At 44.2% G+C, this 16,152-nt stretch carries 13 protein-coding genes; 4 read left to right on the top strand and 9 right to left on the bottom strand.

Annotated features, from left to right (window positions below; genetic code table 11):
• Positions 1-25: 25 nt before the first annotated feature.
• The 6 genes from rimJ to OC193_RS06445 all read right to left on the bottom strand — a co-directional run bounded on the left by rimJ (position 26) and on the right by OC193_RS06445 (position 6,806).
• Positions 26-613 carry a ribosomal protein S5-alanine N-acetyltransferase gene (gene rimJ / locus OC193_RS06470; protein ID WP_048658426.1) on the bottom strand — a complete coding sequence of 196 codons (588 nt, stop codon included), beginning with the start codon at positions 611-613 and terminating at the stop codon, positions 26-28.
• An 18-nt stretch (positions 614-631) separates the two neighbouring features.
• Positions 632-2,176: a transcriptional regulator TyrR gene (gene tyrR, locus OC193_RS06465; protein ID WP_048658425.1), complete on the bottom strand. Its 1,545-nt coding sequence runs from the start codon at positions 2,174-2,176 to the stop codon at positions 632-634.
• A 123-nt stretch (positions 2,177-2,299) separates the two neighbouring features.
• Positions 2,300-3,352 carry a YcjF family protein gene (locus OC193_RS06460; RefSeq protein ID WP_048664808.1) on the bottom strand — a complete coding sequence of 351 codons (1,053 nt, stop codon included), beginning with the start codon at positions 3,350-3,352 and terminating at the stop codon, positions 2,300-2,302.
• 14 nt (positions 3,353-3,366) lie between these two features.
• On the bottom strand, positions 3,367-4,740 hold the full coding sequence (locus OC193_RS06455) for a YcjX family GTP-binding protein (RefSeq protein WP_048664807.1): 1,374 nt from the start codon (positions 4,738-4,740) through the stop codon (positions 3,367-3,369).
• A 199-nt stretch (positions 4,741-4,939) separates the two neighbouring features.
• Positions 4,940-5,125, bottom strand: coding sequence for a hypothetical protein (locus OC193_RS06450; protein ID WP_004734731.1), 186 nt, complete (start codon positions 5,123-5,125; stop codon positions 4,940-4,942).
• Between the two features lie 163 nt (positions 5,126-5,288).
• Positions 5,289-6,806, bottom strand: coding sequence for a fumarate hydratase (locus tag OC193_RS06445; protein WP_009847029.1), 1,518 nt, complete (start codon positions 6,804-6,806; stop codon positions 5,289-5,291).
• A gap of 253 nt (positions 6,807-7,059) precedes the next feature.
• On the opposite strand from OC193_RS06445, the gene pabB reads away from it, so the two are divergent.
• The gene (pabB, locus tag OC193_RS06440; protein ID WP_048658421.1) at positions 7,060-8,439 is read left to right on the top strand and encodes an aminodeoxychorismate synthase component I; all 1,380 of its coding nucleotides are present in this window, start codon (positions 7,060-7,062) and stop codon (positions 8,437-8,439) included.
• 161 nt (positions 8,440-8,600) lie between these two features.
• On the opposite strand, the gene OC193_RS06435 is transcribed toward pabB, so the two are convergent.
• Both OC193_RS06435 and OC193_RS06430 read right to left on the bottom strand, forming a co-directional pair.
• On the bottom strand, positions 8,601-10,319 hold the full coding sequence (locus tag OC193_RS06435; RefSeq protein ID WP_048664806.1) for an ATP-binding protein: 1,719 nt from the start codon (positions 10,317-10,319) through the stop codon (positions 8,601-8,603).
• A 1-nt stretch (position 10,320) separates the two neighbouring features.
• Entirely contained in the window at positions 10,321-10,863 is a 543-nt protein-coding gene (locus tag OC193_RS06430; protein ID WP_017065424.1) for a heme NO-binding domain-containing protein, read from the bottom strand.
• 304 nt (positions 10,864-11,167) lie between these two features.
• Here OC193_RS06430 and OC193_RS06425 point away from each other — a divergent pair, with 304 nt between their 5' ends.
• From OC193_RS06425 to OC193_RS06415, 3 genes are all read left to right on the top strand, one after another.
• Positions 11,168-11,767, top strand: coding sequence for a CoA pyrophosphatase (locus OC193_RS06425; RefSeq protein ID WP_048666377.1), 600 nt, complete (start codon positions 11,168-11,170; stop codon positions 11,765-11,767).
• Between the two features lie 309 nt (positions 11,768-12,076).
• A complete protein-coding gene (locus OC193_RS06420; protein WP_048658418.1) occupies positions 12,077-13,330 on the top strand; it encodes an aromatic amino acid transport family protein in 1,254 nt (417 codons plus the stop codon).
• 120 nt (positions 13,331-13,450) lie between these two features.
• Entirely contained in the window at positions 13,451-14,812 is a 1,362-nt protein-coding gene (locus tag OC193_RS06415; RefSeq protein WP_017060420.1) for an L-serine ammonia-lyase, read from the top strand.
• A 120-nt stretch (positions 14,813-14,932) separates the two neighbouring features.
• Here the strand turns inward: OC193_RS06415 and OC193_RS06410 are convergent, their stop codons facing one another.
• Positions 14,933-16,075, bottom strand: a complete 1,143-nt coding sequence (locus OC193_RS06410; RefSeq protein ID WP_102432745.1) for an amino acid permease — start codon at positions 16,073-16,075, stop codon at positions 14,933-14,935.
• Positions 16,076-16,152: the final 77 nt, after the last annotated feature.

The raw sequence follows: 16,152 nt of genomic DNA, 5'->3' as shown, positions 1-16,152 counted from the left end.
CGCGCGTTGTTAACTACAACTGCGTCTAAACAGTGCGTCTGTCTTCCCAATTTGGGTTAACTAACGCGGTCAGCACATGGTCTTCCCATTTACCGTTAATCTGTAGGTAATCTTTGGCAAAGCCTTCTCGAACAAAACCAAGATGCTCTAATACACCCGCACTGCGTTCGTTGTGAGGCATGTAGCCCGCCATTAAGCGGTGCATGTTCTGCACATCAAACATGTAGTCCTTCGCCATGCTCAAGCCTCTGCGCATGTAACCGTGCCCCTGTGCACTTTGAGCCAATGAGTAACCGACATTACAAGCGTAGAACGGAAAACGCGACAAATTACTGAACGATATGGTGCCTAACATTTCATTAGAGTCAGCGTTAATCAGTAAACAGTAATAGCCTAGCCCCATTTTATGAAGCTCGTTTAACTTGATCAGTCGCTGCGCCCAACTCGCTCTATCAAAGAACGCATCTTCGCGAATCGGTTCCCAAGGTTTCAGGTACTCTCTGTTAACCTGAAAGTACTCGCTGATCATGCCAGCGTCATCAATTTCAGCCGTGCGTAGAATCAGATTACCATCATGCTTATAAATGCGCTCTGGTGTACTCAAATCTTCCATAATCTTGTTCTTATTCGATCAGTTCTTTCTGATACCGTAATCACGAAGCTTATTCGCAATTGAGGTGTGAGATACATTCAAACGCTTTGCAAGCTTACGGCTTGATGGGAAAGACTGATAAAGCTTCTCTAGAATCTGAGATTCATAGTCTTTCATGATCTCATCCAGAGAACCATCTAAGCTTAAGTTCGCCATTCCTGCTGTCATGGTTTCAAGCTTTGGCAAGTGGAATTGCTCAACCGTTAGCGTGTCTGAATCCAACTCTGTTAATGCGCGTAGAACCATGTTGTCTAACTGACGAATGTTGCCCGGCCATTGGTAATTACCAAGCTGGTCGATTAGTTCTTGAGTCAGTTTTGGTTTTAACATACCTAATTGCTGCGCGTACTTTGCAACGAACAGTTCCAACAGTGGCGCTACGTCGTTTGAGCGTTCACGCAATGCAGGGATAGACAGAGTCAGTACATTCAAGCGGTAGAACAAGTCTTCACGGAACGAGCCGGAGTCTGCTAATTCAGAAAGGCGATGGCGCGTTGATGCTATAATACGAACATCCGCGTGCATCTCTTCTTCTTCACCCACACGACGGAATGAACCATCTTGTAGGAAACGCAGCAGTTTGATTTGTAGATGTGGGCTCATTTCGCCAATTTCATCTAAAAAGACCGTTCCGCCATTCGCTTGCTCGAAAATGCCTTTATGTCCTTGTTCATGGTTAAACGAACCCGGTGCATGACCAAACAATTCCGTTTCCGCTACGTCATCAGGCATTGATGCACAGCTTAGAATCAAGAATGGGAAAGAAGAACGATTTGAACGGTTATGACACGCTTTTGCTAGCATCTCTTTACCCGTACCCGTATCGCCTTCAATTAATAGAGGCTGATCCAGCATAGCCAATTTCTTAGCTTGGCTGATCAAAGCTTTATGGCGATTAGAGACACCAACAAAGTGTTCGAAACCTAGGTTGTTCTGTTCTGGAATTGAATCTGGCGAGTTCATCTCTTGATTACAAGAACGAATCGTCATTACTGCACTTGCCAGTACCGCTTCGTTGACATCACCACCAAGGTAAATTGGTAGGATTTCAATCGAGAAATCTAAACCATCCAACACGACAACTTCACGATGGCGCGTTACATCGCCTTCAATCCAACGAGCAAAGTTAAAGCTAGGAACGAACGTCGCTAACGGTTCACCGATGACTTCGTCTTCTTGCTTGTTGAAGAGGTTCAGTGCAGCGTGGTTCGCCATGTCGACTGAGCCTTTAAGGTCAATCGCAATCACAGGGTCAGGTAGGTTTGCCAGCAGAGCAATCAGCTCTGTGTTATGCCTTTCGCTTGGCATAAATTGGATTTTACGTACATCCTTCACACCTGAAATTCGGCGAATTTCAGCCATAAGTTCACTAAAAGCATCAAAATCGATATCAGGGCAGTTTAGGTAAATAATGCCTTTAACATCAATTTCGATTCCTCTTAAATCAATGCTTTTTGAGGCCAAGATATCGAGCAACTCACGCGTTAAGCCGAGTCTGTCTTCACACAATACTTCAAGACGCACAAATAGTCCTATTATAGGTGTCAGGATAAGTTGACAGTAGTGTGGATTAAGCTCTGAGTTCAGTCAAGAAGAAGAGTAAACATATGTTTACTCTTCTTCTCAAACTATTGAGCTTTCAATGCTTTATTTGAGAGTAATACGCTTTATTTCTGAAAGGACAGCTTTGCGGAGGTCTGCCAGTTTTACTTTTCGTTCGTTATGCCAAGGCATAGGACGCAGCAATGTCATGGCTTTTAAGCCCAGTCTCGCCGTAAGGATACCGACACCTAGCCCCTGCCCTGCTCGAGCTGAGACTTTGCCTGCAAGATCCATCGAGACGAGATCCATGCTCGCATCAATCGCGAGTTCACTGGCTCCTGCAGCGGCCATGTTGATTAACACCAGTTTAAATAGCTTAATACGAGACCAGTAGCCAAGCTCGATGCCATACACATCAGCAAGCTTGTCTATCATGGTGAAATTACGCCACGCCACCAGCAACATATCAGCAGCAGCCAATGGACTCACTGCAACCAAAGCCGCCGATTCGGTCGAGAACTTAGTGACGATTTGAGTAGCCACTTTATCCTGCTGAGCAACAACCAACGCATCGTACATATCCAACACTTCTGCATCACTGTGTGCTGGGTTAATGCTGTTTCGCCACTTATCGTACGAAGGTGACTCAGCAATAATACCGCCTTGCTTGGCGATGTTTTCACAGAACGCTTTACCCTTGCCGACACTTTGGCTTTGCAAGAGCTCTTCACTCTGCTCTTGCACACTAAAGTGGTCTTTAAGCGAGCGCAGTTTCCATAGCTCTTTGCCTATTGCGCCTAAACCCAATGAAGCAATGGCAGCAATAAAGCCTGCCCAACCTAATGCAAGCCAGTCAGCAGTTTGAATCGCGGTAATGACCGAATCAATTGCTTGCCATCCAACGAGGCCAGAAAAAGCGATCAATAGACCCGTTCCAAACCACTTCTTCTTTTTACTCGGTCGAATCACTTGTTCCAATTGCTGTTCAGCTTCACCATCAAGATCGGCTTCCACTTGCGGTGCAACTGGGACAAATTTCTCTTGCTCTGTGAACAGTTGTTGAGCGCCTAAATCCGGGCCAACTTCGCTCTTGTCTCGCTCATCAAAAGAGGTCTTCAACGGTTCATCAAAGACCTGCTTTGTTTTTAATTCACTCATTTTGATTGCCTCAATTACTTCAACTTGTCGCCAATGAGATACTCTAAAACCTTGTCGACTCTTAGATGTTGGCAAGGCTCATCAGAATGTTGCTCCATCGGTCTAAAGCTCGTGAAATCAAACTGGTTGGTTTCCCAATACTGTTTATTGGGCAACTTACGCGGCACTTCTCCCGGATACATGGTTTGAGGGACATTATCCAAAGTCACACCTTGCAACGCCGGAACATTGTCGGATCCCGACGAGATATAACCCGCGCTGGTCGCTTGAATAGACGCAATGCTCATACAACTCATGTCGATGTGTTCAAATGCCGCCTGCTGCCAAGCCGGATGAACCATCTGTTGTAACAGTGACACCAAGTTCGGATGTTGATCCGGTGTCACATGGTCAGCTTTAGTGGCTGCAAACAAGATCTTGTCGATCTTCGGCGCGAATAAGCGTCTTAAGATATTGCTTCGACCGTACTTAAAGCTCTTCAATAACTGTTCAAGTGCACCACGCATATCCATGAAAGAGTCATAACCCGCATTGAGTGGCTGCAAGCAATCCACCAACACGATTTGTCTGTCGAACGTCGCGAAGTGATTCTTGTAGAACGCTTTCACTACCTTCTGTTGATACTCTTCATAACGCGCTTTCAGTACCGCATAGTTACTTGTTTTTGAGAACTTACCCTCAGGTGCGATACACGGGAAGAATTGCAGCACAGGCGCGCCTTCAAGCTCACCGGGTAATACGAATCGACCCGGCTGTACCCAATGCAGTCCGTTACTTTTACAAGTATGAAGGTACTGGGTGTAGCTATCGGCAATCGCGACCAGTTTCTTTTCGTCCGCTTCTGCTAGCAAGTCGATATCACCACGCATTACGTTCCACTCTTGCGAATAGGTTTCTCTATCCCCTTTCAACGCAGCGAATTGAGACTGACTCCAGGTTTCAAAATCCATATCCAGTAAGGGTAAATCAAGCAGCCATTCGCCTGGGTAATCGACAATATCGAGATAAAGGGTGCTGTTTTTACTCAGTAGTTTTTTTGCGCCCTTCGCTGGCTTATATTTGATAGCTAGACGAATCTCACTGACATCACGCGTTGGCACCGGCCATTCTGGTGGCTGTGCATTCAACGACTCCATCGCTTCATCATATGAGAAACGTGGAATCATCATGTTGTGTTGAGGGATCCGCTTTGCACCAATAATTCTTCCATCTCTCGCCGATGCAAGCAGTGGTAGGTTTTTATGGGTAGACGTATGAAGAAGCTGATTGACCAGCGAAGTAATGAATGCTGTCTTACCCGCACGAGAGAGCCCCGTGACCGCTACTCGAATATGAGAATCCGTTCCTCTGCTTATAAAGTCACTCATTTCTTGAGTTAGGTGTTTCATTTGAACGACTCCGTGATAATTAGGCTAGCTGATTATGATAATAGCGAGGCAAGCCTATGTTCTTTCCCAGATGGGATAGATTGTATGCTTATGCTTATGGTGATTAGTATGCAATACACATTCTTAATGCTAGATGAATAAAAGCCCCTGACTACATTCATAATCAGGGGCTTTAAAATTTTTGCACGATATCCGACGTTTAATCGTCTTCAATCAACTTGTAGATAACAAACAGTGCAATCTCTGCGATTAGCCAAAGTGCACAGGTAATCGTCACGTATTTATTATCAAAGATACTGATCCCTTTCAAGATCAGGTCGTAGCCAACAAAAGCACCAATCACCACTGCCAAGATAATCTGTAGGATCTGAATAAAACGAGGCATTCCTCTCTCCTATATTCTTATATCAAACTATGTGTTTATCACTATATCATTGATAATATGACAAAAGTGCAGATAATGCTGCACTTTTGTCTTTAACTTTCTGTCAAAAATTGCAATTCAAACGCTGAAGCTAGCGCCTGTTACGACTTTTGACTTCGGTAAATTATGCTTTTTCAGCTTCAGCAATTTTCACTTTCCACGTGTCAGGGCCGATCTGGTGCGCGTTCACGCCGTTCGAGTCAACAGCAACCGTTACCGGCATGTCTTCAACTTCAAACTCGTAGATCGCTTCCATACCGAGATCTTCAAACGCAACCACACGTGCTTTTTTAATTGCTTTAGCCACTAAATAAGCTGCACCACCAACCGCCATCAGGTAAACCGATTTATGTTGTTTGATTGACTCAACCGTTGCAGGGCCGCGCTCTGCTTTACCAATCATGCCCATAATGCCGGTTTCTTCTAACATCATGTCGGTGAACTTATCCATACGAGTAGACGTTGTTGGGCCAGCAGGACCTACCGCTTCATCGCCTACTGCATCAACTGGGCCTACGTAGTAAATGAACTTACCTTTCAGGTCGACGCCTTCTGGTAAACCTTCACCACTTTCAAGCATCCCTTGAATACGCTTATGCGCTGCATCACGACCGGTTAAGATCTTGCCTGATAGAAGAACCGTTTCGCCAGTCTTCCACTCTTGAACGTCTTCTTTAGTAATCTCATCAAGGTTAACACGGCGTGTATTCGCGCCTGCTTCCCAAGTAATATCTGGCCACTCTTCTAACTTAGGTGGTGTTAGCTCTGCAGGGCCGCTGCCGTCTAATGTGAAATGTACGTGACGTGTTGCTGCACAGTTCGGGATCAAGCAAACAGGCTTAGAGGCTGCGTGCGTTGGCGCTGTTTTGATTTTCACGTCAACCACAGTCGTTAGACCGCCAAGACCTTGTGCGCCAATACCCAGTTTGTTTACACGGTTGAAGATATCTAAACGAAGCTCTTCTTCAGCGTTCTCTGGACCTTTGTCGATAAGCTCTTGAATATCGATGTGTTCCATCAGAGATTCTTTTGCTAGTACCGCTGCTTTTTCAGCCGTACCACCAATGCCTATGCCTAGCATGCCCGGTGGACACCAGCCCGCGCCCATTGTTGGTAGCGTCTTCTCTACCCATTCTGCAATATCATCAGAAGGGTTAAGCATAACCATCTTGGTTTTGTTCTCAGAACCGCCGCCTTTTGCTGCGATTTGAATTTCAACTTTGTTGCCAGGAACCATATTAATGTGAACAACCGCTGGTGTGTTGTCTTTGGTATTAATACGCTTACCTGCAGGATCCATTAGGACAGATGCACGCAATGGGTTATCTGGGTTGTTGTAAGCTTGACGAACGCCTTCATCAACCATCTGTTGTACTGTTTGATCCGTTTCCCACCTAACATCCATACCGATGTTCACGAAACAAGTAACAATACCCGTATCCTGACAAATTGGACGATGGCCTTCCGCAGACATACGCGAGTTGATAAGAATCTGAGCGATCGCATCTTTAGCTGCTTGGCTCTCTTCTTTCTCGTACGCTTTTTCTAGGGCTTGGACAAAGTCTAAAGGGTGATAATAAGAAATGTACTGAAGTGCGTCAGCGACACTGCTGATCACATCTTGCTTACGAATAACCGTCATTGCATGCCTCTTTATTGTTCTGGTTCCATGTGGGTTCTTGGTTTGACTGTTTTGTCTAACCGGACTAGTTGGCTTAGCTTTTTATTATGTTGAGCTGTATTTAGTTGCTTTAGCAATCGCTTGCATAGCTTTAAACTAAACCATGTGGTTTGCACCGTTCTAATCAAGAACCCATTTTATTTTCAATTTATGATACTCTTGCTTCCTCTCACACGCCATGCAGTGATCGAACTCTTTGTCACAAATTAAACAAATGAATAACAACGAATTTCGCTCTATCCAAATCAAGCCGCTTGAATATCAATCAACTTTAGCTAAACAGCTGTTTTCCCATGTTGAAAATCTGCCGTGGGCAATGCTATTACGCTCCGCTTCAGAAAGCCACGTTGATAGTCGATACGATATTTTAGTTGCTCAACCCATCGCCACCTTCGAGACAATCGGTGCAAAAACGACCGTTAATGTTAATGAGACGTGCGAGGTTTCAGACTCTGATCCTTTCGAGCTACTCGACCAATATCAGCAACAATTATTGCCTGTGACTAAAGATCATGCTGAGTTGCCATTCGTTGGCGGCGCTTTAGGCTACTTTAGTTATGATTTAGGCCGCAGAGTCGAGACCCTGCCTTCACGCGCAAAGCGCGATATTGAAGCACCAGACATGGCGGTTGGCTTGTATGAATGGGCTGTAGTGGTTGACCATCAATTAAAGACAGCTTGTATTGTCGGCAATAATATCGAACAACATCATGATTGGCTGATGCAGCAATTGGTTCAATCAAAGCCAACACACGCAGCCTTTGGATTAACCACACCATGGCAATCCAATATGAGCGAAGAGAGCTACGCCACCAAGTTCGATAGTGTTCAAGAATATCTGTTATCCGGTGACTGTTATCAGATTAATTTGGCTCAGCGCTTCAATGCCCAATACCAAGGCAGTGAATGGTTGGCTTATGACAAGTTAGAGCAGTACAACTCAGCGCCCTTTTCTGGCTTTATCCGTTTGGCCAACTGCGCAATCATCAGTGTTTCGCCAGAACGTTTCTTAGAACTCAAAGACAACGTAATTGAAACCAAGCCAATCAAAGGCACACGCCCGCGTTCTGACGACCACGTGATTGATGATGCTAACGCGCAGGACCTAGCAAGCGCCGATAAAGATCAGGCGGAAAACCTAATGATTGTCGACCTACTTCGTAATGACATTGGCCGAGTAGCAAAGCCAGGCACAGTTCATGTACCAAAGTTGTTCGATATCGAAAGCTTCCCTGCGGTGCACCACTTGGTAAGCACGATACGAGCAGACCTTGATGACCAATATTCTGCGACGGACCTCCTGAGAGCGTGTTTCCCTGGCGGTTCGATTACTGGCGCACCAAAAGTTCGCGCCATGCAGATCATTGAAGAGTTAGAACCACATCGACGTTCAGCGTACTGCGGCAGTATTGGTTACATCAGCCGAAATGGCAGAATGGACACCAGCATTACCATTCGTACCTTGGTCGCAGAGAACAACACGCTTTATGCATGGGCTGGCGGTGGTGTAGTATTTGATAGTGATTGTGCTTCTGAATACCAAGAAACACTGGATAAGCTAAGTCGAATTCTACCGGTACTTGAAGATTGCTAAACCTAGTGTCATTAACTGCTAGTTCCGCGACTTAATGACGAGTTCCGCAGCTTAACGGCCAGCAAAAGCTCTATATAAGAAGAAACCGAAGGATCGCAAGATCACTTCGGTTTTTTGTCTTTAAACTATCGTACATAACTCACAACGCTTTATTGGCCCGTTTACGCAACCTTCACCGCAGAGACACCCCACTTCTTAAGCATCTCTTTAAGATCATTGGCGGTGTAAGGCTTACTCAAAATGTCATCCATTCCACACTGAATACAGCGTTCCCGCTCTTCAAGCGTCGTTCCGGCAGTGAGAGCAACTATAGACTTAGAATACCCTTTCTTTCTTAGCTTCTCTGTCGCTTCAAAGCCGTCCATAACGGGCATTCTGCAATCCATGAACACAATGTCGTATTCGTTGTCAGAAGCAAGCTCTAGCCCTTCGATTCCATTAGTGGCAATAGCAGGCTCTATCTCGTATTTGCGTAGCATTTGCTGGATGATGATCTGGTTCATCTTAATATCATCAACCACCAGCACTTTAAGCAGTGACAATTCCGCCTCTGACTCAAAGCCTTTAGTGACACTGTCATTCTCTGCTGGCACATCGACAACTTGAAGAGGAATCGAGATGGTAAAAGTCGTGCCTGAGCCAACAACACTGGTCACGCTAATATCACCGTGCATCAAACCTACTAGCTTACGACAGATGGCGAGACCAAGCCCAGTCCCTTCGTAGTTTCGGCTACTTGAATTATCCGCCTGAGTAAAAGGTTCAAACAGTGTCTTATGAGAGGATTGAGCGATCCCAACTCCAGTGTCCTCTACGGAAAAAATAAATTGGTCTCTCAACCATTTAATCTCAACGCTCACATGTCCTTTATCCGTGAACTTGATGGCGTTTCCAATCAAGTTTACGAACAGTTGAGTAATACGCTCTAAGTCACCATAGAAATGGCTCGGTACACCTTTGTCTACATCAACATCAAACTTAAGCTGCTTTTCAAGTGCTCGATTGGTAAAGATACTATCGATAGTATTTCTCAAATCATGAAGCGCGAACTTTTTCGGTATTAACTCCAACATTCCCGCGTTGATTTTACTGTAATCCAATAGGTCATTAATGATGGTTCTGAGAAACTCTCCAGATTGACTTAAGTTGTTCACTATTTCACGTTGAGAGCTATTCAGTTCGGTATCGCTGATCAATTCGGCACTACCTAGTAGGCCATTAAGCGGGGTTCTTAATTCGTGGTTGATCATTGCGACAAAGTCACGCGTTGCTCTTTCAGATTCTTCTGCTCGTTTACGTGATTCAATGTTTCGATTGATAGCAAGCTGGTGGGTTAAGGCACTACAAATAAGGTCGGTAACTAACAACAGTTGGCTTTGGATGAATTCGAAATCTTGGTCTAACACCCTGACCTTCACAATTAACGCGCCGACTATGACCTTTTCAACCTCTAATGGCACGGTAAGGTGGTTGCCTTGCCAATGAGGCTCTTGAATATCTTGCTCTATCACCTCGACGGTTTCATCACCATAGTCATAAGTGTGTAATTGAGGGAGCAGCTTGGGAGGCAAAATCAAACGACTGGCTTCAATCAGATAACTGTTGGTCACACTTGTCGTCAATTGTGACAACATGACGTCATCAAGATCATTACTCAGAAAAGCGCGTCCGAAATCAATCAACAGGTTGTCGATTTGTTCTTGGAATTCAATGCGACGTATGTTTGCATTGGAACGCTTCTCTAACTGACGCAGTGCAAGCTCGAGTTGTTGGTTGGCCTCAAAAAGTTCAAGGCTCTTTTGTTCCAACAAAGCTTCTGCTGCTTTTCGCGCAGCAATCTGGCGTTTAAGTTTTTTCTCTAGGGCTGAGGCCGGATCCATATCACTTTTCTACTTTGAGATTAAACCTAACCACGCTCTGGTCATCATTTTGTGGCGTCATCTCCACCGCAATAGATTCACCGTGGTATTCAGCGCACCCTTCGATAAGCCCTAAACAAACATGAGACATACATCTTGCGCTTTTGTAGTCAAAAACAAGTTGTGCTTCGGTCGTGGTGATAAAACTGAATTCAGGTGGCTCAGCATCTGGATAAAGCTTCTTCACTTCAACGTGAATGTAGCGCTCTACGTGCTGAATAAATTGAAAGGTGGTATTGCTGTGAGCAAGGCTCGCTTTATTCGGCAATGAGGCTAATAAGTTCTTAAATACGGACTGCCCGAAAACGCGTTGCAAGCTTGCTGCATCTATATCGGTTTTTTTGCTCAGATTAATGATGAGTTTAACCAGATCTTTGTGGTCGTAACTTCCGACAGATGTGTAGATCCCTTCATCTTCTGACATCTCTAGAACTTCTTCCAAAAGCTCTAACCCAAACTTGTCTTCAACAAGCTCTAAAAATTCGGTGAATATGATTCCTTTCATCTCATACCTTTTCTTCTATTTCTTTTTAGAATGGTTCACTAAGTCATTGTTATCAAATTCTTAAACGCAAAATCTACGCTTCGTAACCCAATTTTATGACATGGGTAACGCTTACTCGCAGATGTGTACATATTGAATATAGCAAAAACCGGCATTTTAAGGATGTCAGTCACTACGTGGCCCTTAATTACGCCTAGTTAATCGCTAAACTAAAGGTAAGTAAATGAAGACACACTCAAAATTGGTAATCAGCCCACGGTTATGTCTATACTTAAAATCATAATAATCAATATATTGGCTTGATATGAATAAAGAAAACTTCCTTCAACAATTCCAACTAAACCCTACCGTTGGCTATCACCCAGAGTCAGTAGAGCGTGTTTCGCATATCAGTGGCGATCAATTACGTAAAGCGGCAGTGGTGGTAGGTTTAGTTGAAAGAGAAGATGGTTTACATGTCATTTTTACTAAAAGAGCGTCTCATTTAAAGCATCATCCTGGCCAAGTCAGTTTTCCTGGCGGTAAACACGAACTCTCAGACCCTTCTATGCAATTTACTGCACTTAGAGAGCTCCATGAAGAAGTAGGAATTCGATCGGATCAAGTTAAAATTGTTGGGCAATTACCCGCTTTGAGTACTATTAGTAAATTTTCTGTGACACCGATTGTTGCTCTGGTCGATCCTGACTATGAAGCCATCATCGATGAGAATGAAGTTGCCTCTATTTTTGAGGTGCCAGCCACCTATGTTTTAGACCAAGCCAAGCTACACAGCCACACTATTAACTTCAAACAAATCAAGCATCGTGTTTTTGCGATGCCCTTCCAAGAGCACCTAATTTGGGGCGTTACGGCGCAAATTATCCAATCGATGCAGCAGCATGTAGTGCAACAAATTACATAGCAACTACGTTTTGTTTAATCTCTGTTAACAAATCGCAAGCTTTGTATGGAACAGAATTATTAATGCAATTTTACGCAAACGTTTACTTGCTATAGATCTATACAACCCGCCCTTTCGCATAAAAAAAACTAATACCAAGCATAAACATAAATCACCTGTGGCACGCTATTTTCGTGATCAAAAATCCGTTTTTCGCATATCATGTGACACGCCGTTTCATTACATGATTTAGATCTATTTTTTGTAGAAGAAAATTCTGCAGAATTAGCCCCGACTTATTTCCTGTTCCCAAAAAATGAGTAATTTAACATGAACACAACAACTTCTTCGGCAAATGCCGTTAAAGATTCAAGCAAGTTTAACTATAAAGATTTTACCTGGTGTTTATCACTATTCGGTACAGCAGTTGGTGCTGGCGTACTATTTCTTCCAATCAAAGCTGGTGCGGGTGGTTTTTGGCCATTAGTTATCCTAGCTCTAATCGCGGCACCGATGACTTGGTTCGCACACAAATCTCTAGCTCGCTTCGTACTGTCAGCTAAAAACCCTGAAGCAGATATTACAGACACAGTTGAAGAGCACTTCGGTAAGACTGGCGCAAACATTATTACTTTTGCTTACTTCTTCGCTATCTACCCAATCGTTCTTATCTACGGTGTTGGTATCACAAACACGGTTGATTCTTTCCTAGTAAACCAAATGGGTATGGAATCTATTCCACGTCCTCTTCTTTCTGGTGCACTTATCCTTGCTATGACAGCAGGTGTTGTATTCGGTAAAGAGCTGATGCTTAAAGCAACGTCAGCGATGGTTTACCCACTAGTATTCATCCTACTAGCACTATCTTTCTACCTAGTTCCTGATTGGAACACTTCAATGATGGACGTAAGCCCAGAATGGTCAACAATGCCTTCTATTATCTGGCTTGCTATTCCAATCATCGTGTTCTCTTTCAACCACAGCCCAATCATTTCACAGTTCTCTAAAGAGCAACGTCGTGTATACGGTGAAGACGCAGTTAAGAAAACTGACCAAATCACTGGCGGCGCAGCAATGATGCTTATGGGCTTTGTAATGTTCTTCGTATTCTCTGTAGTGCTTTCTCTATCTCCAGAGCAACTAGCAACAGCACAAGCACAGAACATCTCTGTTCTTTCTTACCTAGCTAACGTACATGAGTCTCCACTTATCTCTTACATGGGTCCTCTAGTAGCGTTCGCAGCGATTACTTCAAGCTACTTCGGTCACTTCCTAGGTGCTCACGAAGGTCTTGTTGGTCTAATCAAGTCTCGCTCTGGTTCTTCAATCTCTAAGATTGAGAAAGCTTCTCTAGCGTTCATCGTTGTTACAACTTGGATTGTTGCGGTAGTTAACCCAAGCATCCTAGGTATGATTGAAACAATGGGTGCTCCAATGATTGCAGCTATCCTGTTCCTAATGCCTGTATTCGCAATGAACAAAGTACCAGCAATGGCTAAGTACAAAACTTCAGCACCTGTACAAATCTTTACAGCTTTATGTGGTCTAGCGGCTATTAGTTCTGTAATCTACGGCGCTCTTTAATCTCAAGCCCTTTTTATAAGATGACATCCATCTTATATCGCGAGATTAAACAAAAAATATAATGATAATAAATGAGCCTCCCTACTCCCCTTGGGAGGCTCTCTTTTTGAGGTAATCGCTATGATTAGTGTATTTGATATCTATAAAATCGGTGTTGGTCCATCGAGCTCACACACAGTTGGACCAATGAAAGCGGGTAAAGAGTTTATTGATGACCTACGTTCAATGGGAAAATTGCGCGACATCACTAAAATCACCGTGGACGTATATGGATCACTATCACTGACAGGGAAAGGTCACCACACAGATATCGCAATCATCATGGGTCTTGCTGGCAATACTCCTGAGCGTGTTGATATCGATTCTATTGCAGGCTTCATTGCTCGCGTAGAAGAAACTGAGCGCCTTCCTGTTGGCATGCACTGTCATACAGTATCGTTCCCACGTGATGGCGGTATGAACTTCCACACTAGCAACCTTTCTCTACACGAGAACGGCATGAGCATCCATGCATGGGTTGGTGACGAAGTTGCATACTCAAAAACGTACTACTCAATTGGTGGCGGTTTCATCGTTGACGAAGAGAACTTCGGCAAAGAAGAAGAAAACCCAATCAAAGCACCTTACGAATTCACTACAGCTGAAGAGCTGGTTAATCAGTGTAAAGAAAGCGGTCTTTCTATCAGTACACTGGTTATGAAAAACCAAGCAGCATTCCACTCAGACGAAGAGTCTCGCACTTACTTCGCTAACATCTGGAAAACGATGCGTGAGTGTATGGATCGCGGTATGAATACTGAAGGTATCCTGCCTGGTCCACTGCGTGTACCTCGTCGTGCAGCAGCACTTCGCCAACAGCTAATGACTTCAGAAAAAACAACTAACGACCCAATGTCGGTTGTTGACTGGGTAAACATGTTTGCTTTCGCAGTAAATGAAGAAAACGCAGCTGGCGGTCGTGTAGTAACGGCACCAACAAACGGCGCATGTGGCATCATCCCTGCGGTATTGGCTTACTACGATAAGTTCATCCAAACAGTGACAGAGAAAGATTACATCCGTTACTTCGCTGCTTCTGGCGCGATCGGTGGTCTTTACAAGCGTAACGCTTCTATCTCTGGTGCTGAAGTTGGCTGTCAGGGTGAAGTTGGTGTGGCATGTTCTATGGCTGCTGCTGGTCTTGCTGAGCTTATGGGTGGTAGCCCTGAGCAAGTATGTATGGCTGCAGAAATCGGCATGGAGCACAACCTAGGTCTAACGTGTGACCCAGTTGCTGGCCAAGTACAAGTACCATGTATCGAGCGTAACGGTATTGCAGCAGTTAAAGCAATTAACTCGACTCGTATGGCACTTCGTCGTTCTTCTGCTCCTACTGTTTCTCTAGATAAAGTTATCGAAACGATGCTAGAAACAGGTAAAGACATGAACGCTAAATACCGTGAGACATCTCAAGGTGGTTTGGCTGTTAAGGTCGTTTGTTAATCACTCTGAATTAATAAACCGATAATAAAAAAGGAACGCCGATGCGTTCCTTTTTTTGTAACTAAAGCTTTTGGAGCTAAAGCTTGGTGACTGATTTATTCACCCAACCAAATTGTTTTATTAAATCACTTGTGAGATAAGCAAGAAGCAACCAAACAACAATGAGAAAAGCATCATTGGCTTGCCACCTTCCGCGCTGTATCTATCTTCTGCTACTTTCATGAAGCGTTGCTTGTGAACCATCACCAGAGGAACGAACACAGCTAAGAACACTAAGATGATACCTGCGTAGTTCAACACTTGTAGGAACTTGTCTGCAGCAAGCAGTGAACCTGCCAACGGTAAGATAAAGCTAATACAGTACGTTACTGCCGTATTTTGGTTGAACATGTCTTTGTTCTGGTTGAACAACGCCATCGCCACGCCAAAGAAAGAGGTCAACAACGCCAACCCAGTGAAGGTAGACAGAACATTACCCACCCAAGGAGATTGAGCCTCAAACGCCGCCATCAAATCGGATACGTTCTTAAAGCTTCTGAATTGCTCTTCACTCAAGTTACCCACTACCGCAAACAACCAGCACAAGTAACACACTAATGGGATCAGAGAACCGACGATCACCATGTTACGCAGCTGTTTGTCTGTCGCTTCGTGGTTGTAAGAAACTAAAGTTGGAATCACAACCATAAAGCCAAAGCTTGTAAACAGGATTGCACTGGTTTTGATTAAATCAACGTGGTCATGGCTGGTTACCTGCATCAAGTTTTCTTGAGTCATGCTCGGTGCCAAGAACGCCATGGTTGCAAACAAACTTGCAAGCATCACGAAGAACAATGCGCGGTTGAGTTTATCAATCACGCCAGTACCACTTGCGACTACAGCGCCAGCAAGCAAGGTAAACACTATTTGGCTGGTAGTAGCGGTAATTTCGACGCCAAAGTTAGACAGTAACTTACTCAGCAAGTCACCTGCGCCCAGAATGTAAGCCATTAATAGACAAATTAATAACGCGTATAGCAAACCGTTGGTAAGCAACTGGCCTTGTTTACCCAAGGTTTTTCGGGCAATAGAGTTTAATCCTAGACCGCCACCCGCTTTGATGGTCGCTTCTAGAAGTAATAATGCTGCGTAAGTCGTACCGAAGCAGATCAGTACCATCAGCAGTGTGCCATAAAGCAATCCAAATTGAGCTAATACCATTGGGATCGCGAGCATACCAGCACCGAGAGCGGTACCAGCGATAATTAGGGAGCTACCCATCATTTTAATATTCATTATTTTTAACTTATTTGTTTAGTTTTTATAGGTGTGAGTCTTCGTGCATCAAGTGGATGACAAAG

It is taken from the genome of Vibrio crassostreae, assembly GCF_024347415.1.
Classification (GTDB): domain Bacteria; phylum Pseudomonadota; class Gammaproteobacteria; order Enterobacterales; family Vibrionaceae; genus Vibrio; species Vibrio crassostreae.
The sequence above is the reverse complement of the archived record's forward strand: the minus strand, read 5'-3'. Positions and strand labels throughout refer to the sequence as shown.

Coding starts and splice junctions, on each gene's coding strand:
- rimJ (WP_048658426.1), bottom strand. CDS start 613: ATGGAAGATTTGAGTACACCAGAGCGCATTTATAAGCATGATGGTAAT.
- OC193_RS06460 (WP_048664808.1), bottom strand. CDS start 3,352: ATGAGTGAATTAAAAACAAAGCAGGTCTTTGATGAACCGTTGAAGACC.
- OC193_RS06455 (WP_048664807.1), bottom strand. CDS start 4,740: ATGAAACACCTAACTCAAGAAATGAGTGACTTTATAAGCAGAGGAACG.
- OC193_RS06450 (WP_004734731.1), bottom strand. CDS start 5,125: ATGCCTCGTTTTATTCAGATCCTACAGATTATCTTGGCAGTGGTGATT.
- OC193_RS06445 (WP_009847029.1), bottom strand. CDS start 6,806: ATGACGGTTATTCGTAAGCAAGATGTGATCAGCAGTGTCGCTGACGCA.
- pabB (WP_048658421.1), top strand. CDS start 7,060: ATGAATAACAACGAATTTCGCTCTATCCAAATCAAGCCGCTTGAATAT.
- OC193_RS06435 (WP_048664806.1), bottom strand. CDS start 10,319: ATGGATCCGGCCTCAGCCCTAGAGAAAAAACTTAAACGCCAGATTGCT.
- OC193_RS06430 (WP_017065424.1), bottom strand. CDS start 10,863: ATGAAAGGAATCATATTCACCGAATTTTTAGAGCTTGTTGAAGACAAG.
- OC193_RS06425 (WP_048666377.1), top strand. CDS start 11,168: ATGAATAAAGAAAACTTCCTTCAACAATTCCAACTAAACCCTACCGTT.
- OC193_RS06420 (WP_048658418.1), top strand. CDS start 12,077: ATGAACACAACAACTTCTTCGGCAAATGCCGTTAAAGATTCAAGCAAG.
- OC193_RS06415 (WP_017060420.1), top strand. CDS start 13,451: ATGATTAGTGTATTTGATATCTATAAAATCGGTGTTGGTCCATCGAGC.
- OC193_RS06410 (WP_102432745.1), bottom strand. CDS start 16,075: ATGATGGGTAGCTCCCTAATTATCGCTGGTACCGCTCTCGGTGCTGGT.